Source organism: Psychrobacillus sp. FSL K6-2365 (genome assembly GCF_038003165.1).
GTDB classification, from domain to species: Bacteria; Bacillota; Bacilli; order Bacillales_A; family Planococcaceae; genus Psychrobacillus; species Psychrobacillus psychrodurans.
In genome coordinates, this window is sequence record NZ_JBBOOO010000001.1 from 224850 (window position 1) to 247258 (window position 22409).

At 37.6% G+C, this 22409-nt stretch carries 22 protein-coding genes and 1 pseudogene; 10 read left to right on the top strand and 13 right to left on the bottom strand.

The annotated features are described in order from the left end of the window. Position 1 precedes the first annotated feature (1 nt). From MKY29_RS01135 to MKY29_RS01145, 3 genes are all read right to left on the bottom strand, one after another. Complete coding sequence (locus MKY29_RS01135; protein WP_090569967.1) at positions 2-535, bottom strand: sigma-70 family RNA polymerase sigma factor; 534 nt, start codon at positions 533-535, stop codon at positions 2-4. 183 nt (positions 536-718) lie between these two features. Next, a complete protein-coding gene (locus tag MKY29_RS01140) occupies positions 719-886 on the bottom strand; it encodes a hypothetical protein (protein WP_269922792.1) in 168 nt (55 codons plus the stop codon). Between the two features lie 397 nt (positions 887-1283). Next, positions 1284-1940, bottom strand: a complete 657-nt coding sequence (locus tag MKY29_RS01145; RefSeq protein ID WP_269922793.1) for a LytR/AlgR family response regulator transcription factor — start codon at positions 1938-1940, stop codon at positions 1284-1286. 205 nt (positions 1941-2145) lie between these two features. On the opposite strand from MKY29_RS01145, the gene aceA reads away from it, so the two are divergent. The 5 genes from aceA (at position 2146) to MKY29_RS01170 (ending at position 7762) form a co-directional block, all read left to right on the top strand. After that, positions 2146-3429 carry an isocitrate lyase gene (gene aceA, locus MKY29_RS01150; protein WP_340878746.1) on the top strand — a complete coding sequence of 428 codons (1284 nt, stop codon included), beginning with the start codon at positions 2146-2148 and terminating at the stop codon, positions 3427-3429. Between the two features lie 31 nt (positions 3430-3460). Continuing rightward, entirely contained in the window at positions 3461-5059 is a 1599-nt protein-coding gene (aceB, locus tag MKY29_RS01155) for a malate synthase A (protein WP_340878747.1), read from the top strand. A gap of 30 nt (positions 5060-5089) precedes the next feature. Further along, positions 5090-5212, top strand: a complete 123-nt coding sequence (gene yhfH, locus MKY29_RS01160) for a protein YhfH (protein ID WP_139219695.1) — start codon at positions 5090-5092, stop codon at positions 5210-5212. A gap of 400 nt (positions 5213-5612) precedes the next feature. Next, on the top strand, positions 5613-7358 hold the full coding sequence (locus tag MKY29_RS01165; RefSeq protein ID WP_340878748.1) for a methyl-accepting chemotaxis protein: 1746 nt from the start codon (positions 5613-5615) through the stop codon (positions 7356-7358). 119 nt (positions 7359-7477) lie between these two features. Further along, on the top strand, positions 7478-7762 hold the full coding sequence (locus MKY29_RS01170) for an RNA polymerase alpha subunit C-terminal domain-containing protein (RefSeq protein WP_340878749.1): 285 nt from the start codon (positions 7478-7480) through the stop codon (positions 7760-7762). Positions 7763-7963: 201 nt separating this feature from the next. Here MKY29_RS01170 and MKY29_RS01175 read toward each other — a convergent pair whose 3' ends face one another. The 3 genes from MKY29_RS01175 to MKY29_RS01185 form a co-directional block, all read right to left on the bottom strand. Continuing rightward, the gene (locus MKY29_RS01175; protein ID WP_340878750.1) at positions 7964-8647 is read right to left on the bottom strand and encodes a BsuPI-related putative proteinase inhibitor; all 684 of its coding nucleotides are present in this window, start codon (positions 8645-8647) and stop codon (positions 7964-7966) included. 342 nt (positions 8648-8989) lie between these two features. Further along, positions 8990-9337, bottom strand: coding sequence for an ASCH domain-containing protein (locus MKY29_RS01180; protein WP_090569951.1), 348 nt, complete (start codon positions 9335-9337; stop codon positions 8990-8992). A gap of 84 nt (positions 9338-9421) precedes the next feature. After that, the gene (locus MKY29_RS01185; RefSeq protein ID WP_241600529.1) at positions 9422-10288 is read right to left on the bottom strand and encodes a BsuPI-related putative proteinase inhibitor; all 867 of its coding nucleotides are present in this window, start codon (positions 10286-10288) and stop codon (positions 9422-9424) included. A gap of 215 nt (positions 10289-10503) precedes the next feature. On the opposite strand from MKY29_RS01185, the gene MKY29_RS01190 reads away from it, so the two are divergent. Both MKY29_RS01190 and MKY29_RS01195 read left to right on the top strand, forming a co-directional pair. Continuing rightward, positions 10504-11196, top strand: coding sequence for a response regulator transcription factor (locus MKY29_RS01190; protein WP_093495326.1), 693 nt, complete (start codon positions 10504-10506; stop codon positions 11194-11196). Positions 11197-11337: 141 nt separating this feature from the next. Further along, a complete protein-coding gene (locus tag MKY29_RS01195) occupies positions 11338-13449 on the top strand; it encodes a sensor histidine kinase (protein WP_090569943.1) in 2112 nt (703 codons plus the stop codon). Positions 13450-13632: 183 nt separating this feature from the next. Here the strand turns inward: MKY29_RS01195 and MKY29_RS01200 are convergent. Further along, positions 13633-14038 (bottom strand): annotated as a pseudogene (locus MKY29_RS01200) (transposase); the annotation flags it as partial. A gap of 413 nt (positions 14039-14451) precedes the next feature. On the opposite strand from MKY29_RS01200, the gene helD reads away from it, so the two are divergent. From helD to MKY29_RS01215, 3 genes are all read left to right on the top strand, one after another. After that, positions 14452-16788, top strand: a complete 2337-nt coding sequence (gene helD / locus MKY29_RS01205) for an RNA polymerase recycling motor HelD (protein WP_340878751.1) — start codon at positions 14452-14454, stop codon at positions 16786-16788. Between the two features lie 277 nt (positions 16789-17065). Beyond that, positions 17066-17530 (top strand): DinB family protein, encoded by a 465-nt coding sequence (locus MKY29_RS01210; protein WP_340878752.1) that lies wholly within the window; start codon positions 17066-17068, stop codon positions 17528-17530. Positions 17531-17532: 2 nt separating this feature from the next. Beyond that, positions 17533-18066 carry an AAA family ATPase gene (locus MKY29_RS01215; RefSeq protein WP_340878753.1) on the top strand — a complete coding sequence of 178 codons (534 nt, stop codon included), beginning with the start codon at positions 17533-17535 and terminating at the stop codon, positions 18064-18066. A gap of 7 nt (positions 18067-18073) precedes the next feature. On the opposite strand, the gene MKY29_RS01220 is transcribed toward MKY29_RS01215, so the two are convergent. The 6 genes from MKY29_RS01220 to MKY29_RS01245 form a co-directional block, all read right to left on the bottom strand. Next, a complete protein-coding gene (locus tag MKY29_RS01220; RefSeq protein ID WP_090569933.1) occupies positions 18074-18355 on the bottom strand; it encodes a hypothetical protein in 282 nt (93 codons plus the stop codon). A 188-nt stretch (positions 18356-18543) separates the two neighbouring features. Then, positions 18544-19185: a response regulator transcription factor gene (locus MKY29_RS01225; RefSeq protein ID WP_090569931.1), complete on the bottom strand. Its 642-nt coding sequence runs from the start codon at positions 19183-19185 to the stop codon at positions 18544-18546. Further along, the gene (locus tag MKY29_RS01230) at positions 19160-20248 is read right to left on the bottom strand and encodes a sensor histidine kinase (protein ID WP_090569929.1); all 1089 of its coding nucleotides are present in this window, start codon (positions 20246-20248) and stop codon (positions 19160-19162) included. The genes MKY29_RS01225 and MKY29_RS01230 overlap by 26 nt, the downstream gene beginning before the upstream one ends. Beyond that, positions 20245-20946, bottom strand: coding sequence for a cell wall-active antibiotics response protein LiaF (liaF, locus tag MKY29_RS01235; protein ID WP_090569926.1), 702 nt, complete (start codon positions 20944-20946; stop codon positions 20245-20247). Before liaF ends, MKY29_RS01230 begins: the two co-directional genes overlap by 4 nt. Before the next feature lie 340 nt (positions 20947-21286). Continuing rightward, the gene (locus MKY29_RS01240) at positions 21287-21925 is read right to left on the bottom strand and encodes a PspA/IM30 family protein (protein WP_090569923.1); all 639 of its coding nucleotides are present in this window, start codon (positions 21923-21925) and stop codon (positions 21287-21289) included. A 13-nt stretch (positions 21926-21938) separates the two neighbouring features. After that, positions 21939-22292, bottom strand: a complete 354-nt coding sequence (locus tag MKY29_RS01245) for a lmo0954 family membrane protein (RefSeq protein WP_090569920.1) — start codon at positions 22290-22292, stop codon at positions 21939-21941. Positions 22293-22409 lie beyond the last annotated feature (117 nt).

Sequence of the window (22409 nt, forward strand, 5' to 3'; positions counted from 1 at the left end):
CTTACACCTCGCCCTTCTGTAAAATTGTTTTTAATTTTTTTCTTCCCCGGGAGAGTTTATTGTGCACCCAGGATTCCTTTGCTTGAAACTCGTTAGCAATTTCTTTAGATGACACGCCTTCAACATAATACTTTTCAAAAATAGAACGTTCGGTACTATTTAATTTATTGAACAAGTACGTAATATCAAACTCAGATTGTTTTGAAATAGATTGACTAGATGCTTCTTCCAATTCAAATTTACTTATATATTGCTTTGATTTTTCGGATCTACGTACATAGTCAATTGCGCGATATTTTGCTATAGCTGCAATCCACTGTTTAAATTCATTTTTTGTAGAATCAAATGAATTAATATGGAACCAAATCGAAACTAATACATCTGCTAAACATTCCTCTATATCTTGTTGATTTCCTTGCAGATATTTACGGATAATCGTGTTAAGCAGCCCACCATATGATTGAAGTACGTAAGAGATACTATCTTCATTTTTATATTTTATTTGTTGTACAACGTTTTGTTCCGTAACCCTCAATTCAGTTCCTCCTTTTTTCTATATTCGGTACCTGCTTACTAATACGTTTAATGTTATAAAATCCTATCAAATATAAAAATAAAACATTACTAGATTAAAATTCATTATCGATATAACTAAAATCTGTATAATGCAAAAAGGAGGGTGTGACGTGAGTCATGCCCTCCTTACAATATATCTTGCTTAACCAATCTTGTTGTTATTCTGTAAACCGTCTAACTTTCTAGAAATCTCTTTTAAAAGCATAGTGCGTTCATTGCTAGATTTAACAAGTGTAATAACAAACCAAATAATAAAAATCCAAAAAGCCAAGAAAATAAGTAAGGGTATCAGTGCAATAAAAGTATTCATAAAATGCTCTCCTCCTTTTATAAAACTATAGCATAACTAGAAAATACTGTTAAATAAATTTAGGTAAGTCAATTTCATAATTACTTGTTTCATATTAAAATATGAGTGTTTACTTAATATCGTAATATATTATTCGTTTTTATTTTTTTTTTGAAAAGCGATTCCGTTGATTGGAGTGGCAGGCTGCGACTCCAGCGGGAACAGCGCGAGCTGAAAGCCCCGCAGGAGCATATGTTTTCGTAGTGACGAGGAGATTGAAGCCGTGCCCGCGGAAAGCATCCGCCTAGAGCGGAAATCAGCGTTGTTCGGATTTAACTATATAATATTCTTTATGAAATTGATTCAGGTAAGTGATTAAGTGTTTTTGTATTAAAAGGGCATACATCTATCTCCGTGTTTAAAATCCCAACGTTCCTCGAACTTCCGTCATATGAGACTGACTTACAGGCAATTCGGTCCCATCCTGCAACTGTATTAATAAATTGGAAGAAAAATCGCGTACAATTCGGTCAATAAATAAAATATTTACTATATAAGAGCGGTGAATTCGTAAAAAGCTATCTGGTAGACGTGGCTGCAAGTCTTTCAAAGTGATACTTGTTTTATATGGTTCTTTATTGGCATAGAACCATGTCTTTTTTTGAAGACTTTCTATATGGGACACTTTCTCAATTGGTATAGGCTTCCACTCATCCTCTTGCTTCCCAGTTAAATACTTATACGGAGAAGTAATGGGTACAGCATGATGAAGGGGGAGGAAAACAACTAATGCAGCCTTCTCTCCATTAATCTCAATTGGATAACCGATTCCGTAATAAGGAACCTGGAATAATGCATCCTCTAGTACAGCTTCTGTTCTACATCCTTTTTTTAGTACCAAATCCGCTAAACTATTAGTCTGGATTTTTTGTCCCTCTTTCAAATGAAGATCATGTCCCCCTGCAAGATAGTATATATACCGATCCCATGCTGCTATAGCAATAGATGCCCCTTTCGGTATCCATTCCTCCATTATTAAACTGTACTGTTTTAATTGTTCCTTTCTAAAATTCACTAGTACACCCCCGAAATCATATATTTAACATTCGTCTTTCCAATTCTTCATTCATCCTTATTAAAGGATATTTCATCCAAAAACCAATACAATAATAGTCATCGTGTTATATATTAGATTACAAGAAAAGGAACTGTTATGATACAGTGAAAAAGTCGTATTTTTAAATAATGTTCCTCGACAAACTATTAAGGGGTGTTTGGAAATGTCCAAAAGAAAACAACAGGTAGAAGAACTTCAGAAACAATGGAAAGAAGAAAGTCGTTGGATAGGGATTGAACGTCCATATTCCGCAGAGGATGTAGTGAAATTACGGGGATCTGTAATGATTGAACAAACATTAGCTCGCAAAGGCTCAGAGCGTTTATGGAGATCGCTTCATCAAGAAGATTTCATCAATGCACTTGGAGCTTTAACTGGAAACCAGGCAGTTCAGCAAGTAAAAGCCGGACTCCAAGCAATCTATTTAAGTGGTTGGCAAGTTGCAGCAGATGCAAACCTTTCGGGTCATATGTATCCAGACCAAAGCTTATACCCTGCTAACAGTGTCCCGGCGGTAGTTAAGCGTATTAACCAAGCATTACAACGTGCAGATCAGATTGATCTGGCAGAAGGTAGAGAAGATGATTTTGACTGGTTCGCACCAATTATTGCAGATGCAGAAGCCGGATTTGGAGGGCCATTAAATGTTTTTGAATTAATGAAAGGTATGATTGAAGCTGGAGCAGCGGGTGTACATTTAGAAGATCAGCTTGCATCAGAAAAGAAATGTGGTCACCTTGGTGGAAAGGTTCTTCTACCTACTCAAAATGCTATTCGTAATTTAGTTTCAGCTAGACTAGCAGCAGATGTAATGGGTGTACCAACTGTACTCATTGCACGTACAGATGCAGACGCTGCAGATATGATTACAAGTGATATTGATCCGCGTGATGCAAATTTCTTAACCGGTGCCCGAACACCTGAGGGATTCTTCAAAACAAAATCAGGAATAGAACAAGCAATTGCGCGTGGTTTAGCGTATGCACCATATGCAGATCTGATTTGGTGTGAAACGTCACACCCAAGTTTAGAGGAAGCAAAACAATTCGCTGATGCTATTCATGCAGAATTCCCAGACAAATTACTAGCGTACAACTGTTCACCATCGTTCAACTGGAAAGCAAACCTGGACCAAGAAACAATTGCAAAATATCAAGTAGAGCTGGGCAAAATGGGGTACAAATTCCAGTTCGTAACGCTTGCCGGTTTCCACGCATTAAATCATAGTATGTTCGAACTAGCGCATGACTATAAAACAAATGGCATGGCTGCGTACTCTAAGCTTCAACAAGCAGAATTCGCAAACGAGGCAAAAGGGTATACCGCTACTAAACATCAGCGTGAAGTAGGAACTGGATACTTTGATGAAATTTCACAAATCGTTTCAGGGGGAACTTCTTCTACAACAGCGATGAAAGGATCTACTGAAGTAGCACAATTTGCTTAAACCAAATATGGGGATGGGAGGTTAGCGAAAAATGGAACAAATAACGACTAGAAGAATTGAAATTTTAGGGAAAGAGGTTGAAGGGATTCACGGAATCTTAACGCCAGAAGCATTAGATTTTGTAGCTTCCCTTCATTATCTCTTTGATAATAGAAGAAAAAAATTGCTAGAAGAAAGGCAAGTTCGTCAGGGAAAGCTAGATAACGGTGGAACATTAGACTTTTTACCAGAAACAAAAGTGATTCGAGAAGGGGATTGGACAATAGCTCCACTCCCAGAGGATTTAAAGGATCGTCGGGTCGAAATTACCGGTCCGGTTAATCGTAAAATGGTCATCAATGCATTAAATTCAGGTGCAAAGACATTTATGGCTTGTTTTGAAGACGCTACTTCACCAACTTGGGAAAATATGATTGAAGGTCAGCTAAATATGCGTGATGCTGTTCGCAAGACAATCTCCTATACACAGCCTGACACCGGTAAAGTATATAGTCTGCAAGAACAGCCGGCTGTACTTATAGTAAGACCTAGGGGGCTCCACCTTTTGGAGAAAAATATCCAAATTGATGGTGAGGCAATCGCGGGTAGCTTCTTCGACTTTGGAATTTATTTCTTCCATAATGCAAAGGAAGCAATTTCTCAAGGAACTGGCCCTTATTTTTACTTGCCGAAGTTAGAAAGTCATTTAGAAGCACGGTTATGGAATGATATTTTCATATATTCTCAACAACAATTGGGAGTTCCTAACGGGACGATTAAGGCAACTGTATTAATCGAAACGATTATGGCTGCATTCGAAATGGACGAAATTTTATATGAGCTTCGTGATCATTCTGCAGGTCTAAACTGTGGGCGTTGGGACTATATCTTTAGTTATATTAAACGACTCCGCAACCAGTCTCAGGTGATTTTGCCAGACCGAAGTCAAGTGACCATGACATCCCCATTTATGCGTGCTTATTCGCAATTATGTATCCAAACCTGTCATCGACGAAATGCATCTGCTATCGGTGGAATGGCTGCACAAATTCCGATTAAAGGGGACGATGCAGCAAACACAGCAGCTTTTGCGAAAGTAAGTGAAGACAAACGAAGAGAAGCGATGGAGGGGCATGATGGAACATGGGTAGCACATCCGGGTCTTGTACCGGTCGCTTTGGAGCAATTCCAAGAGCATATGCCTACACCAAACCAGATACATCGTAAAAGAGAGGATGTTCATATAACGGCAGCCGATTTATTAGAGGTACCTATTGGGATCATTACCGAAGAGGGTCTTCGCATGAATTGTAGCGTAGGGGTTCAATATATAGCATCTTGGCTACGTGGGAACGGAGCAGCTCCGATTAATAACTTAATGGAAGATGCTGCAACAGCAGAAATTTCTCGCACACAAGTATGGCAATGGATTAGACATCCGGAAGGAGAATTGGAGGATGGTCGAAAAATTACCATACCTTTAGTAGAGCAAGTGTTAACAGAGGAGTTAGGAAAACTAAAAGCCGCATTTGGTAATGAAGTATTCGGAAACGGTAGGTACACAGAGGCAGTGGAGCTATTCCTATTGTTAATAAGAGAAGATGAATTTATCGAATTTCTAACATTACCAGGCTATGAAAAAATTAGTTAAATAACGAAACTATTGTAGGAGGTGATTTGCGTGAAAACAACTACTCAAGAACTAAACACAAAGGTTTGTCGTGAATGCGGATGTGTTATTAATGAGCAAGTAGAATCATCCCTTTACGAGTGCGAACGTTGTATCGGCTTGAATGAGGAATAACGAACATAAAAAACAGTGAAGGAGTTAGATCGCCGTCACTGTTTTTTTGCGTGCTTTTTACAATTATAAATATGGAAGTTGGGTATCAGTGAATGTTCTATGCACATTAATTGATATTTTTTTGTTTAGTTTTCAAGTATAAAATTTTAGTAGTTATTAAATAAAATACCGCTAAAAATTCACGAAAAAGACACACTTCATCAAGCTAACCAAACAAATTAATTGGGTCTTATGGTATAATCCTTTTCTGGATAGAATAATTATTAAGTACTATATGTTATAGGAAGATAATAATATTCTAATTTGAATAGATAATGAAGGTAAATAATTGTTAATTTCTAAATTTTAAATAATTGTAAATCCAGTATCATAAAATACCTAATTTAAATGGAAATTTGAAATGGGAAATAAGAGAATTGAGGGATTCGTCGTGAAATTGTTTTTTAATTTAAAAACATCAGTAAAGTTGATAGCTGCATTTGTATTCATGGGCATCATTATTGGTGCTGTAGGGTCATACGGAGTGAAGAATTTAGGGAAATCCAATGAACAATTACAATTTATGTTTGATGAACGGGTTGTTCCGATAAGTAATCTTGGGGATGTTGAGACTTCATATCAGCGAATTCGTGTAAGTATTCGTGATATGGTATTCGTGGCAGAGACAACTTCTAAAAAGCAAGAGTTTGAAAATGTTATTAACACAATAAAAGAAGAGATTGATGCTGAACTAAAGTCATATGAAACTGGTTCTATTATGCTTGATTCTGAACAGGCAATTCTCAATGATTTATATCCTGCTTTAGAAGGATATTACTCTATATTAGATCGAGCTGTTGCGTATGCATACGCAAACGATCAGGAGGGATATTTAGGTATTGCTCCAGAATTTAAGGTATCAGGAGATACAGTAGAAGGTATTATTAGTGATCTCATTAGTCTGAACATTGATTTAGCAAAAAAATCAAATGAAGATTCTAATGCACAGTATTATCAAGCACAAACTATGACTATAATAGTTATTCTAATTGCTGTGTTATTAAGTATTGCTATAGGGTACGGTATTGCTCAAATGATTTCAAGACCATTGAAAAAGGTAGTAACTTTAGTTGGTCAAGTAGCAAATGGTGATTTAACACACTCAACAAATATTGATACAAAAGACGAGGTGGGAGTTCTAGCTACATCGATGAATGCAATGGTAATAAGTTTGCGTAAGTTGATGCAAGACGTAATGAATACATCTCAACAAGTAGCCGCATCATCTGAGGAGTTAACGGCAAGTGCTGAACATACTAGTCGTGCAACAGAGGAAATAACAAATTCAATCCAAGGAATAGCCTTAGGGGCAGAAACTTCTACAGCTAGCCTAGAAGAAAGTTCAACAGGTCTAGAAGAAGTGACACTAGGGATCCAGAACATTGCAGAAAGCTCGAATAGTATCTCAGAAGCTAGCTCAAATGCAACTTCTCAAGCGAAAATGGGAGGGGAGTATGTTGGTAAAACGACTCAACAAATGCATGCGATCAATGAATCGGTAAATGAGAGTAGCGAAGCCATTAGGTCTTTAGGTAAACGATCACAGGAAATTGGGGAGATTACAAAGGTTATTACGGAAATTGCAAATCAAACCAACTTATTGGCATTAAATGCTGCAATCGAAGCAGCAAGAGCTGGAGAACATGGAAAAGGATTTGCAGTAGTAGCAGATGAAGTTCGTAAGTTGGCAGAACAATCTCAACAATCATCTCAACAAATTTCTGAGTTAATAAATGAAATTCAAGTAGAAATGACTCGGTCTAACGAATCAATTAATCAAGTTAAATCGGATGTGGAAGAAGGATTGACGATAGTTGGAAAAACAGAAGAAAGCTTTGAAGTAATCTTGGTTTCCTTGGATCAAGTAGGTATGCAGATAGATGATATGGCTGCGACAGCTGAACAAATGTCTGCCAGTGCCCAAGAGGTTTCTGCCAATGTGGCTAGTAGCACTTCGATGTCAAGAGATTCGTCCGCGAACTCCCAAACAGTTGCGGCAGCTACGGAAGAACAGCTTGCTTCTATGGAGGAAATTTCGTCAGCTTCTAACAATCTATCTGAAATGGCTATGAATCTACAAGAACTTGTAAGTAAGTTTAAAATATAAAATAGAACCCCCTGACATCAATCATTTGGATTTTGTTAGGGGGATTTATAATTTTAGTGAGTGATTGTGTCATAATAGTAGTGATTCAATGATACCGGGAAAACAAGTGAGGTGTTAATATGTCGTCTTCTAAAAAAGATTTAAGGATTTGCAACAAAGGGCACAAGTTTTATAAAAGTAGTAACTGTCGAACATGTCCAACTTGTGAGTTAGAAAACAAACCAGACGGTGGATTTCTTTCGCTGCTCTCTGCACCAGCAAGACGTGCATTAGTCCACAATGGTGTGACTTCTTTGGAGGAACTCTCTAAATTCAGTGAAAAAGAAATTTTGAAATTTCACGGTATAGGACCAGCATCCATATCGACACTTAAATCTAGTTTGGAGAGAGAGTTTGTCCTTTAGAAATTAAAATCATCGAAATAAAAGTGAGTAGGTAGTTCCACAGCCCCTACAAACGTAATTATTTTCGACTAGCTCGCACACGAGTTTGGAAGAATAATCACTTGTGAAAAGTTATCCCTACGCCATAAGATTTTATAATTCCTTAAAGAATACAAAATGCATCGCTTAATCACGATGCATTTTTTAGTAGTGTTTAAAAACCTATTCAGCAGGAAATGTTGTTTGAACGGTCTTTTGCCCACTTTTCTCTACATATTCAATGATTAGTTGTGTGCCTTCCTCCAGGTTTTCAAACTGAGATATTGCCACTTCTGATAATTGCATTACTTCTGTACCGCCATCTACATTTTTCACTTCAATGGAGTGAGGATCTACTAGGCCGATAAAGGTGACTTCCTGTGTTTGAACGACAAGTTTTCCAGGTGACGTCAATAATTCATAAGCTACTTTTTCTTTTTGCTCGTTTAACCCATTAGCCGTTGACCAAACAATTAATGTATAAGACCCCGCAGGTACTCCTGCAAGTTCTTCTTCTAGATTGAGTGGAACTGTCCATTCTTCACTAGGTCGTAGTTTCTTTTCTTGCATTTCATTTGTGAATGATTTGTTTGTTGAATATGTGTAAATGACTGTATTCGCTTTATTCAATAACTGGAATTCGATTTGTTGCCCACTCGACATTTCCAAAACAGCCTCTTCTGATGATTCATTTGTAATCGTAAAAGTGCCCTCTCCATCACCTGTTAGATCAAGCTGTGTGGATATATGTTCCTCTATAGCGTCAGTTCCTGTTTTGGATTCAGTTGTACCGGATCCACAGCTAGCCAAGATAAAGAGAGGGATTAAGAATAGTAAGAACCAACTTACTTTTTTACCTCTTCTCATGTTGTACACCTCCTGTTTAAGAATTAGACCGCTTCCTGGATAAAAAGTTACACTCGATGAGAACAATAATTTTTTGCGAGAAAAGCGAAAGTACCATCAAAGATAAAGTGATGCGTCAGCTGAAACTAAAACCTGTATATAGTACGTTCAATGTGTTTAAAAGAAAATCTTATACTAAGAGAAATACAAAGTGTCGACTCCAACAGGGGTAAGCGAGAAAGTCCGATCTCAAAAGGCAAGCTTCCGGCTGAAATGTAATTTAGTGGAATTGTTAATTCTTAAAAATTATATAACCTATATCATTAAAAAAACTTCCCTGTGTGAGACACAGGGAAGTAGTTACTACGCTTTTACTGGGCTAAATTCATGAACCCACACAGTCATATGGGGCAACCAAGGCATACCGGGATGGTAAGCCAGGATAGATTGTTTATAGTCCTCTACTGATTCAAATCCTTCTTGTTTTGCATGTTCATCTGTCAAATCGCCTAGTGTTTGTATATATACACGGTCTACAACGAAAGACTGACCTTGAAGCTCCATTATTTCGCCTACATCAGCATAGCGGCCATTACGTCGTGTGGCAGTTTTTTTTCCTTGTAATACTAAAGCAACATCGGATTCCATAGTTACTAATCTTTCAACGGAACACGTCTTTGCAGGTAAATTCGTTTCTTCGTGATTTGTCATAATTAGCCCACCTTGTATAAAAATTTTGCTATTTAAAACTAAGTGTACACTTTAATTGGGTTTCTTACTATGAGGATAAAAAGACTATTTTTTATTTGTATAGTTCTGATCTCGTGTAAATGGCTCCGATACAACTGTATGAGCGAGCTCAACAGGAGTCTTGCCTTCTTCTTCAAAATATATTTCCTCTAAATCCGAAAAGTTTTCAAAATAGGAATGAACAATTGTTCCAATAAAAATATTCTCCCCAGCACTTCCTTGTACATTATCTAATCCCTTCATATTTAAAACTAGTTTCTTATTATCGTTTTCAATTCGATAATCAATCAGCTCGACATCAATCACCATAATTTCTTCAAAAATTTGATGGAATAGGTCTTCTGAGAATTCAAAAGTGGCCTCGTATGGCACCACGTTTTCCGCATTTTCATCTCCTTTAAAGACTACAAGTGTTTCTGAAGTATCTGAAGGCACTACATTCCCTGCTTCATGTCCAGCCCATTCGTACGCTATCTCTTGTTTCTGCTCACTTAATTCTTCAGCGGTTGCCCAAGCCACAAGAGTGTATGACCCAGCCGACACTTCTGCTAATTCTGTTTTCAAATCAAGCGGAATGACTATTTCTTCACTTGGTTTCAGCACTTTTTCAGAAATCATAAGGACAAATACTTTATTAGCAGAATAAGTAAATACAGTATTCTTTTCATTGTCTAAAAGTTGGTATTCTAAATCTTGACCACTAGGATACGTTAATGTCACTTCTTCATCTGTTTCATTTTTAATCGTAAAAGTAGCATTACCATCCTCTTCAACTTCTATTTTTGTGGTGACACTTTTATCTTCCTGTTGCTCAGGTTCATTTACGGTTGTAATACCTGAATTATCTGTTCCGCAGCTAGTTAGGATTAATATGAGAAAAATGGTAAATACACTTCCAATTATTCTATTCACTCTATTCACTCCTTTACAAATTAGACAGTTTCACACGTAGAAAGTTACATTTTATTAAATAGTCTTTTTTTCTTAAGAATTTCTTCATATTTTCCCTACTGGAATGTTAAGGAATGAGGGGTACAATAAGTAACATAGAACGATAAGGAATGGAATCGAAGTTAAAACACATCCCTGTGCTATGGATGTATAACGGGCAAAGGAGGTAAATAAATATGACACAGTTTACGGTATTAGTAACAGATGATGACCAAGATATTCGAGATGGTATTGAAATTTATTTAAAAAATGAAGGCTACAGAGTTTTAAAAGCTGCGAATGGTTTAGAAGCATTGCAGTTAATAGAAGAAAACGAAGTTCATGTCATCATATTAGATATAATGATGCCGAAAATGGATGGAATTGCAGCGACATTTAAAATTAGAGAGCAAAAAAATATTCCAATTATTATGCTGAGTGCAAAAGCAGAGGATTCGGATAAGATTCATGGGCTCTCTATTGGTGCAGATGATTATGTGACGAAGCCTTTTCATCCGATGGAATTGGTGGCACGTGTGAAGTCTCAGTTAAGAAGATATACAAAATTAGGAAATTACCAAGGGCAGCAGCAAGTGATTGAAATAGATGGTCTGATTTTGAATAAAGAGGCGAAGGATCTTTCTATAGAAGGTGAGTCCGTTAAATTAACGCCGATTGAATTTAAAATTACAGAGCTGCTGATGACAAATGCGGGACGCGTTTTTTCCATCAATGAAATATATGAACGTGTTTGGAAGGAACCTGCATATAACGCTGAAAATATAGTAGCAGTTCATATCCGAAAAATTCGAGAAAAAATAGAAGCAGATCCTAAAAATCCTAGATATTTAAAGGTGGTGTGGGGCGTTGGCTATAAAATCGACAAGTAAAATGAGTTTTCTTTTATCTATAGTTGCAATTGTCTGCGGGTTACTCTGTTTGTTTTATTGTCTAACCAACCTATTGCCAGTGGTAGAAATTAGAGAGAGCTTTGTTGAAATTATTCAAAACATGAAAGAGGGGGTAGTGGGGTGAAAAAACCAATTATAAAGGATTTACTAGTATCTTTGTTAGCGGTAATGATAATTTTAGCATTCTTTACGCTAATTAGAGACGGTGGAAATTATATAGGTAAAACCTATTTTGACAGCGATGGTTTTAATGAAGAAGTGAGTAACTTTGAGTCGTCTGTTGTTTCCCTTGTTTTAGCTGTTCCTGAGATTGAAGAAGTTAAGAAAAATATTACCGTTACTGAGGAAGAAATAGAAGAATATCGTTACCGTTTTGGTAGTCTACAAGAGCAACTTGACTCCATCATATATCAGTATGAAGCAAGAACGGACGATGAATCCATTGCAGAACGCAATAAAAAAATGGAAGACATTACGAAAAACTTTGAGGATAATGTCTATGTGAGAGACAAGGTAATAATAGAGAAAGAAAAACAAGTGGATGAGTATTTTCGAGGATTAGAGCGAAGTAAAAATGAGTTTTTAAACTTTAATGGTGGGTTTATTTATAGCTTAACAAATAAAGAAACAGGTGAAGAATTTTCAAACGGAGACATGGACTCTAAACTTGCTTACAAAAAGGAATACTCTAGTAAGTCAAATTTTTTAAGAGAAAATGTTGTAAATGAATATATAGAAAACTCTGGGTATGTGGAAGAGTTAATTGCTTACAGTTTCCCTCAATTTGAAGGAACTATTGCTATATCAGAAGCGAGTATTATGAATGGTGATCGAGCAGAGAGCTATCAGTATTTTAAAAAAGAAGAGAGATTATTTTTCGGAATACTTATCCTAGGTACTCTAGCAGCTATTGCATTTATTTTTATATGGAGAAAAAACAAGAGTCATTTTCAGAATGAGGATGGAAAGTATAGATATCGTAGCTTACCGGTAGATGTTCAATGGGGATTATTTTTTCTCACTATTTTTATTGTTTTTACTGCAATAAATGAGTTAAGAATCGGTATTATACATTATGGTGGTTATGATATCCCTATCTTTACGCTTATCATTGCACTACTATCTACAGCATTCGCATTTTATCAATGGATGTGGATAGAAAAAGTGTATGGAAATATAGAGTGGAAGAAAAGTCTCGTGTACAGTTGGTTTAAGTCATTAGAAGGCTTTTTCCTAAAACGCACGATTGGTGTACAAACTTTGATCATGCTTGTGGTCATTTTCTTCTGGGGGTTTGGCACATTACTGTCAGTTGTTATGCCAATTGCTTTTATCGTTTGGGTTCCTGCAACGATGTTTATTGGTATACCAGTACTTGTGTTTTTATTGTCCAGAATGTCATACCTGAACCGAATTATTGTGAAAACAGAAGAAATGGCAAGAGGCGTTATTGGCAATGAAATCGAAGTGAGAGGGAAGTCACCGATTGCTGAGCATGCGGCTAACTTAAACAGACTTCGTGAACGAATAAAGTCCTCGCATTCCGAGCAAGCAAAAAGTGAACGCTTGAAAACAGAGCTTATCACAAATGTTAGTCATGATTTGCGTACACCGCTAACATCTATTATCACATATACTGATTTGTTGAAAAATCCAAGCATTACGGATGAAGAGCGAGCATCCTATATTGCGATTTTGGATAAAAAGTCAATGCGTTTGAAAACACTAATTGAAGATTTATTTGAAGTATCTAAAATGGCGACAGGAAATATCGAATTAGACAAACGAAAAGTGGATTTAACCCAACTCCTGCAGCAAGCAATCGCTGAGCATCAGGAAGATATTAATAAATCGGGGCTAGAGTATCGTGTAGCCATTGGCACAAAGCCAATCATGTCATATGTAGATGGACAAAAGTGGTGGAGGGTTCTTGATAACCTAATCATCAATACGCTGAAGTACGCAATGCCTAATACTCGGGTGTATATTAATTTAGATCAAATCGACGGAGAAGCAGTTTTTGTTATCAAAAATATAGCGAAATATGAGCTAGGTAACGACGTGAATGAATTAACCGAGCGATTCAAGAGAGCAGACACATCTCGTCATACAGAAGGCTCCGGACTTGGTCTTGCTATCGCGCAGTCTATAGTGGATTTACATGGGGGCAGTCTGCGAATGGATGTTGACGGAGATTTGTTCAAAGTCACTGTAATAATAGCTGTAATTTAAAAAAAGAAATCCAAACGAGTGAAGGGTTCTGTTACCTCGAAAAAATAAAATTTAACTTGTTATATAAATCTAAAAATAGTAATGAGACTGGGACAGAAGTAGCCTCTATGTATGAAAAAAAGTGAAATCGCAAGCGCGATTTCACTTTTTTTACTTTATTTTTAAGATTATACGGATAAGATTTTATACGCTTGCCGCATATTTCCGGATATTCACAGCCATTAATGCAAGGCCGATTTCGTGTTCGACCTTAGATTTTCCACGAACTGAAAATCGGGTAAAACCTAAATTAGCCTTTGAGTATCCAAAAACTGGTTCCAAGTCAATCTTACGTTGACGATAAATGGCACCTGTTTTTCTTCTGAAAGCTTTGTTCGTACATATTCTTTTTGTTGTTCCCATTTCACCTGGACCATTAGCCCACGATTCGTACCTTCTTGTGACTTTGTACATAACGTTCGCAGCGGACAACCTGTACAATTTTCACATTCATACATTTTGAATTGGCACTGGAATCATGTTTTATCGGTACGTGTGGCATTGTATTTTGGAAGGTTAGTTGCTTTTCATTTGGACAAGTATAGCTGTCCTTTTTTTATACTTGAATTATGTAGGGTTTACTTAATATAGACGGGATATTTGTTGTTTGGAGTGAAGGCGGCGACTACCAGGGGACAAGCGTGTGGGAGAGACTACAGGCTCGACCTGTGCCCCCAGGAAAGCGTACGCCGTAACGGAAAACAACGGCTACGAAGTATATAGAAAAATAAAGCAGTTCTAATTTTGAGGTGAGTTTTGTCCCAGCTTCACTACTATTTTTAGTTTGTCATGTAGAAAAATTGCGGTCAAAAAAACACGTCAAATACATTGTAAAAGACGAGAATTTGTGTTAAATTTATATAGATATATGCTAAAAATATAAAGTAGCATTATATCCCTATTTTAAATTATACATTATACTTTTTCGTTTGTCAAACCCAAACTTTATAAGGAGTGGTTGCTATGGATTCTGAATTTCAGCTGGAGCAAAAACGAGTGGATAGTGTAATTGAGACAATAACAGCGCAAGTCATCAGATTAGAAGAAGAAACTTCTCGGAGTCGGAACGAACTGGTTAATATACGCAAACACTTTTGGGATGAAGTCAAGGTGAATGTTGATACCTTCGACGATTATCTTGAGACCATCATTGGCTTGAGACAAGAGACTCAAGCTCTATCAATTATTCAAAGTACCGATAGACATGTAACTAAGAAATTATCCACGCTTAAACGTATGCAAGAGGTTCCCTACTTCGGCAGAATCGATTTCATTGAAGAAGGAGATTCTACTCATGAACAAATTTATATTGGAATCTCCACACTTAGAGATGCAAGTGGTGAAGAGTTTCTTGTCTATGACTGGAGGGCACCTGTCTCAAGCGTCTACTATGAGTACCAGAATGGATCGGCTAAGTATGCAACTCCTGCGGGCGAAGTCCAAGGCATATTAGAGAAAAAATGGCAATATCTTATCCGAGGCGGTGTTCTCCAATCCATGTTCGATACAAGTCTAACCATTGGAGATGAGATTTTACAACAGGTGCTGGGCAAAGGTACAGACAAACATATGCACAATATAGTAGCTACCATTCAAGAGGAGCAAAACCGAATTATCCGCCACGATTGTGGAAGATTGCTCATTGTACATGGTGCAGCCGGCAGTGGAAAAACATCCGCAGCGCTGCAGCGGATTGCTTTTTTGCTCTACAAATATCGAGATAGTATAAATGCCGATCAAATTATTCTATTTTCTCCTAATTCGATGTTTAACAGTTATGTGTCCAATGTTTTACCAGAACTTGGAGAAGAGAATATGCAACAGGTCACATTTCAGGAATATTTAGACCGTCGGCTGAGTGGAGAGTTTCAAGTTGAAAATCCCTTCGAGCAATTGGAGTATGTTTTAACTGCTGCGAATACCCCTTCCTACAGGTCAAGAGTTGAGAGCATTCGATTCAAAGCATCTCCACTCTTTTTTGAAGCTATCGAAGCATATAGGAAGTCGTTAGAGTTATCTGGAATGTTATTCAAGGATATAATTTTCAGAGGAAAGCCTATTGTTACAGCTGGCCAAATAGCAGATAGATTTTATAGTAACGACACATCACTCCGCTTCCATAATAGACTTGAAAAGTTAAAGGACTGGCTAACAAAGAAAATAAATGAAACCCAAAAGGTTGAATTAACTAAGCAATGGGTACAGGAGAAAATCGAACTGCTTAGCAACGAGGATTATCATAAGGCCCAGACCTACTTGGCGAAAAAACACGGTTATAAAGCAGAATCGATTGCAGATTATGAGCCCGAGCATGAAGCGCTTGCGCGATTAATTGTTCAACAGAAACTAAAGCCGTTGCGTAAAAGAGTAAAAACATTTAGTTTCATCGACATTAAGGGGATATACGAGCAACTTTTTTCTGATTCACTGAAAATTAAACAGTGGATAAAGGGGGAAGTGCCCTCGGAATGGACGGAGATTTGTCAAGCGACGATGGAGATGCTAAATGAAGGAAAGCTATCTTACGAGGATGCTACTCCATTCTTACTTATGAAAGAGCTGATTCAAGGATTTCAAACGAACGGTTCTATTAAGCACATACTTGTTGACGAGGCTCAGGATTATTCGCCGTTTCAATTCGAGTTTCTAAAGCGTTTATTTCCTTCAGCAAAAATGACTGTGTTAGGTGACTTTAATCAGGCGATATTTGCCCATGCAAGCGAAAAGGATAACTTTGACGCACTGATGAGCTTATACGGACAGCCTGAAACGGAAGTGATTAACATGACACGTAGCTATCGATCCACAAAGCCGATTATCGAGTTTACACGCAAGCTAGTACCTAACGGCGAACGGATTATCCCATTCGATCGCGACGGCGAGCAACCCGTTTTGACACAATTGCTGAATCACACAGAACTACACCGCTGCATCACATCCAAAGTCGCGACTTTGCGAAATCTTCGTTATAAGAGTATTGCTATAATATGTAAATCAGATGAGGAGAGTAAGAGTGCATACGAATCCCTGTCTCATATTGATGATATTAAGCTCGTGAAGAACAGCTCTAGTGAATATGAAGAAGGTGTTGTTGTCATACCGTCATACTTATCCAAAGGCATCGAATTCGATGCTGTCATCATTTATGATGCATCAGAGCTAGTATACGGCGATGAGAGCCTTCGTAGAGTTTTCTATACTTCCTGTACTAGAGCTATGCATTATTTACAACTTTACAGTGTAGGTGAACCAACCCGATTATTGGGAAACGTATTGCAGGAGAGTTTAATCCAATCTTGACATTATTGCAATTTTAACGATAAACACATGAGCGATTATCTAATAAAGAATAATTAATCAGCCAAAAATATGTAAAGTTCACTGCTTACATATTTTTGGTTTTTTTTATAAAAATGCAGTCCTATTTTTCCAACCGACTGAACATCCACTGTTAGGTGCTCCTTTGTTGCTTGGGCTCAGACATTGTTTAAAATCGAAACCCATGATATCTATGGTATATTTTAGATAGGTACTAATCTGTTATATACATATTGAAATGAAGAATGGGGATGAGAAAATGGAAACGTTGGGTCAATTTAATTTTGCACGAATATATACATTAGGTAGGATTAAACAGGTGAAAGATGTCGCATGGGATATACAACCACCTGGTTTCAATAACACTATTCGTTGGAATGTAGGTCATATTTTTGTAAATTCAGAGATGCTAACGAAAAAGGCAATTCCTTCGTATGAAATTGTTCATCCAGAATGGCTAACTCTATTCGTCCCTGGAACAAAACCAAGTGAATGGGGTATTGAGCCTCCTACTTCAAATGAATTAGTCAGTGCTTTACAGGAACAAACAGAGCGGATAAAAGCAGTGCTAGACAACAATTTATCTAATTTTCTAATAGAGTCCATGTCAATCGGGAACCTACATGAAATGAATACAGTAGAGGCACTAGTGCAATTCATAGTTTGGCATGAGGGAGTTCATGCGGGGATAATCCACGCATTGAACCGTGCTACAAGTGCGTAATGATGAAAATTTACATTGTAGGGTCAGTGGGGAGTGGCAAAACTACACTAGCTCGTAAAGTTGCTGCTGAGCTTCAAGTTCCGCACTTCGAAACCGATAATTTTGTATGGAATCATCAGCCAACGGGTGACGTTAGAAATGAAATGGATGTCAGAAATGAATTATTTAGTGATGCAGTACAGCAAAGTAAATGGGTAATAGAGGGCGTTCATATCAATTGGACTGACGAGGCATTACTAGTAGCCGATCAAATTATTTTTTTAGACATCCCCGTGAACAAAAGAACATGGCGCATTATAAGACGATACATCCGTCAGCTTCTAAAAATAGAAAAGGTAAATTATAAACCGACCCTAACTATATTCTGGAAGATGTTTCGGTGGAATAGATACTTCGAAGAACAAATGAAACCGGAGTTCATACAAAAATTTGAAGTTTATGGCACAAAAGTGCATTATCTTCGAACAAATGAAGAAGTAAAAAATTGGTTGCGAGAGATTTCAGTGGGAAAAAGCCAGCTAAACAAGTCAATGTAAAAAAGGATCACCATCTTCTGAAATGGTCATCCTTTTTTTTCATCGTATCTATTTCTTTTATTAAATAATCCAATTTACTTTGTATGTCTGATAATTGCTGTTGATTTACTTGCTTTTTTTGTTCAATATTCTTTTCTTCCTGTGCTAGTTCGGAAAGGGCGATGCCTTCGCCAATGGTTTCAATAATGTACCCAATTGTTACAATAACAGTTCCTAAAAATCCAACCTTTGCAGCTAGGTTAGTCGTTTCCTCGTTCTCCGGCTCAATAGGGTCTAGTGGTGGATTCATGCGCACTAACATCCTTTATGCTGTCTTTTTAGCTTTATTGTCCAGCTCCAGCGCCTAGCCCCTCGAGTCGCTTCAGAGTTTCAGCAAAGGCAAAGGACGCCTTTACGTGAAATTCTTCCAGCGCTTGTCAAGGCTGCCATAGGCGCTTGCGCTTTTCTTAGTAGCATATGATGACGCGAACGAATAAGTTATTTTTTTGTGGGAACCAGTTTATGTTCAAATGCATAGATAACGGCTTGTGTGCGGTCGCTTACCTCGAGCTTCGATAAAATATTGCTGACATGTGTTTTGGCTGTTTTCAATGCTATAAAGAGAGTGTCGGCTATGTCTTGATTTGTTTTGCCCTCAGCCATGAGTAGCAGTACTTCATGTTCTCGGTCTGTTAGATCATCATGAAGAGCATGGTCCGAGCCTTGGCGCATACGTTTCATCATTTTATTGGTTACTTCGGGCTCTAACACCGCATCTCCGTTTAATGTTTTACGAATAGAGTCAGCAATATGAGAGGCTTTGGAAGTTTTTAATAAATAACTGATAGCGCCAGCTTCGAGTGCAGGGTACACTTTGTCATCATCAATAAAGCTTGTGACAATCATTACTTTTGCTTCAGGCCATTGTTGAACAATTTCACGTGTAGCTTCTGCCCCACTCATTATCGGCATAACCATATCCATTAAAATTATATCTGGTCTATGCTCAAGAGCCATGTTCACTGCTTCTTTTCCATTAATAGCTTCTGCTACTACTTCCATATCCGGCTGTGCCTGCAAGTATGCGGAAACGCCGATGCGTACCATTTCATGATCATCCGCTAATAAGATTCGAATCATTCTCTCGCACTCCTTTCTCTAACTGAATTTTTTCAATATCTGTTTTTTCAATTGGCAGCTTTACCTCAACAATTGTGCCTTGAGAAGGAACAGAAACAATTTTACTTATTGCGCCGATTTCAACAGCCCGTTCCTGTACACTTTGCAATCCATAAGAACCGTTTTTGGAATCTACATGTTCAAATCCAACACCGTTGTCTTGAACGCGGAAGATAGCAAGATTATCTCGTTCAACGAATAATATATCGACTTCAGTAGCATTTGCATGCCGCAGTGTATTGGATAACGTTTCCTGTGCAATGCGGAACAAATGATCCTCAGCACCTTTTGATAAAGGAACGTCTTCCAAGCGGTAACGAATCGTGAAAAATACCTTTTCCTGTAATTCCATAAGTAACTCTTCTAAACCTTCTTTTAACGTTTTATCATGTAAGGCTGCAGGTCGGAGATGCAGTAATAATGCGCGCATTTCTAATTGAGCCTGCTGTACAATTTTTTCAGTTTGTAGCAATGTTTTTGGAGCTTTTTCATGCTGAGTTTCTTCAATTTCCACCATAGCGGATAATAGCATGGATGCAGCAAACAATTGCTGAGACACGGAATCATGTAGCTCTCTAGCTAATCGTTGCCTTTCTTGCACAATCCGTTCCTGAATAAGCTTATCTTGAGCCTCCGCTTTTTCATTCGTAATACGCTGCAGTGTCTTACGCTGTGTTACGATAAGTTGCTCTAATTGAGTTGTTGTAACATGTAATCGCTTTGAATAGGTATACTTTTTCTTCGCTGGTGTAAATGTTTCTGCCTCCAGCAAAGGGCGTAGGCTAGTATCAATCTTTTTTTCCTGATCTCGAACCTTTTGTAGTGTGTTCATTGAAAAACTAAAACTCATAATTGCAAGAATGATAATAATCCATGCTCCAAAAGGAACCTCTGCATACTTTATTTCTAGTAGGGACCACCAGGCATCTTCATTTGGCCATCCCCATAGTGCATAGAGTAGAAGTGCTGCCAGTGTAAGTAAAATGGTAAAAATAGAGAGACCTTGCCCAAAAACAATCTTCATTTACGGATCACCTCAATATCCCCAATCCATGTAGATACGGTAATAACTAATTCAGAAGCGTATGTGACATCCTCTAAATAACCATCTTTCACTAAGACAGATTGGTTCCATAATCGTTGTACACCGCGACCAAAAATATCTGCTTCTCCAATAACGGTTGCGTAATGTATCCTTACTGGAATTTCATATGGTACATAGATGGTCACTTTCCCAAGGGACTGACGAATAGAAACGAAGGATGTACCCTTTGGCAAAACTGTTTGTGTTACATCAATTACTTGTTCTCCATAAAAGCTTTGCACGTGGACATCTTGCCACTCGTAAGCGTTAAATGGAGTCGTTTGAGAAGAAAATAACTTATTTTGAATAATACTATTTGGAGTTTCTTTATATACGGTGTCAAATGGACGTACCATTTTTTGAATGGGTTCATTTTTCCATAATTTGAACAAAATATAACCCATTATAGCTAGTAGTAGGAGTCTCAAGCTCCACATAGAAAAAACAGCAATGATCAAAAAGATAAATCCGGTCCAAAATAAAAAGCGAGTTCGTTTTCGCATGCTAAAATACATCATCCCAATGCCAAGAAGAACTAATACAATACTGCCGTTTCCAAAAATTGTAGCCTCTATGAACATAAGGAAAACAAAACAAATGAGTATAAAAGCTAATCTGTTTGTCTGGTTTTCTTTCATAACGAGTATTCCTCCTTCTTCGCATAAGGTGAAGCTTCCATCAGTGGGGGTTTCTTCACCTCCCGCTGATTGTAAAATTAATCTAAGTCAAATAACACCGCATCGTGCGGCAATGCCTGATTGATAACTGATCTGTTGACCCAGGATGTTTAACTGGGATAAAGATTAGTAAGGAGAAGGCAAGTGCCTCCTCCTCTATAACCCGCTAATCTTTCTATCTGTCTAGCTCCAGACACCAGCTGCTCGATCACTTCAGACTTACTGAAAAGTAAAGGGAGCCTTTACTTCAAGCCTTCCAGTGCTTTTCGCAGCAGAACGCGTCCTGCGCCTTTCTTCTAGTTTACACAATTTCTGCTTTAGTTTGTGCGTTTTTTTCTAACATTTCTAAACGTTGTTCCATTGAAGTGATTTCATGCTCTTTTTCGATCTTTGTTCCAAGACGTTCGATGTATTGTTCCATGTCTTCAAATGTGCCGAAATTCTTTTCTTTTTGCTCAGGCTGTAAAATACGATCCATTTGATGGTGAGCACGAGTTACATTCTCTTTGCCCATCAATTGCAATTGGCGAACTTTCATGTCTTTGATTTTATGTTTCATCTCTTCGTATTTACGTTCTAATCCGAAAAGCTCTTCTGTTGTTTGATGAATGCTATTTTGTAATACAGCGGCACGTTCCTCGTATGCGTTTACTTCCGCTAAAGCGAAAGCAGCTAGGTCTTCCTCACCGCTGTTAGTTGCAAGGTTTACTTGATTTTTACGTTTTTCAACCATTTGCATAGTTTCGGTTAGTTCTTTTTCTAATTCTTGCTTTAGGTTTCCTTGGCGCTCTAACCATTTACCGGTTTGTTCGGTTTGTTTTTCTGCTTCACGAATATATTGGTTTAGCATTGCAATCGGGTTTTTTTCTTCTTTTTTATCAAATAACTTGTGTAAGTCTGCTTCTATTGAATATTTTAATCTGTTTAATAATGATGTCATGTTAGTTTCCTCCTTATTTTGAAAGCTCATTCCATTGTTTTTCAAAGTTTACAAATGGGTCGTCTGTTTTAACGATTGGTGATGAAAAGCTTAGTGTTTCGTTGTTCCATTTTTTCACTACATACCAAACTGCTAGAATTGCTAAGATAGCGAAAAATGCAGGTACGTTTACAACTGCAGTGATTAAACCAACGATACCCACGCTTGCCCAAAAGATTTTCAAAAAGGTTGAATCACTCTTCAAGTAAAAATGTACCCCTGCAAAGACAACTGCAGCTGAAACTCCAAGAGCTAAAAGTGAACCTAAGTTAGCTAATGCTACAATCCCTGCAATAATTCCTAATGTTAATAAACCAAATTTTTTCATATATTTGTTCCTCCTCTCGTTTGTATTACAAGCTTACCAATTCTAGAAACTAATCCAAACGGGCTTAGAATTGATTTTCCTATCAGTCTAGAGGCTTAGGAGTACTAAGACAAAATC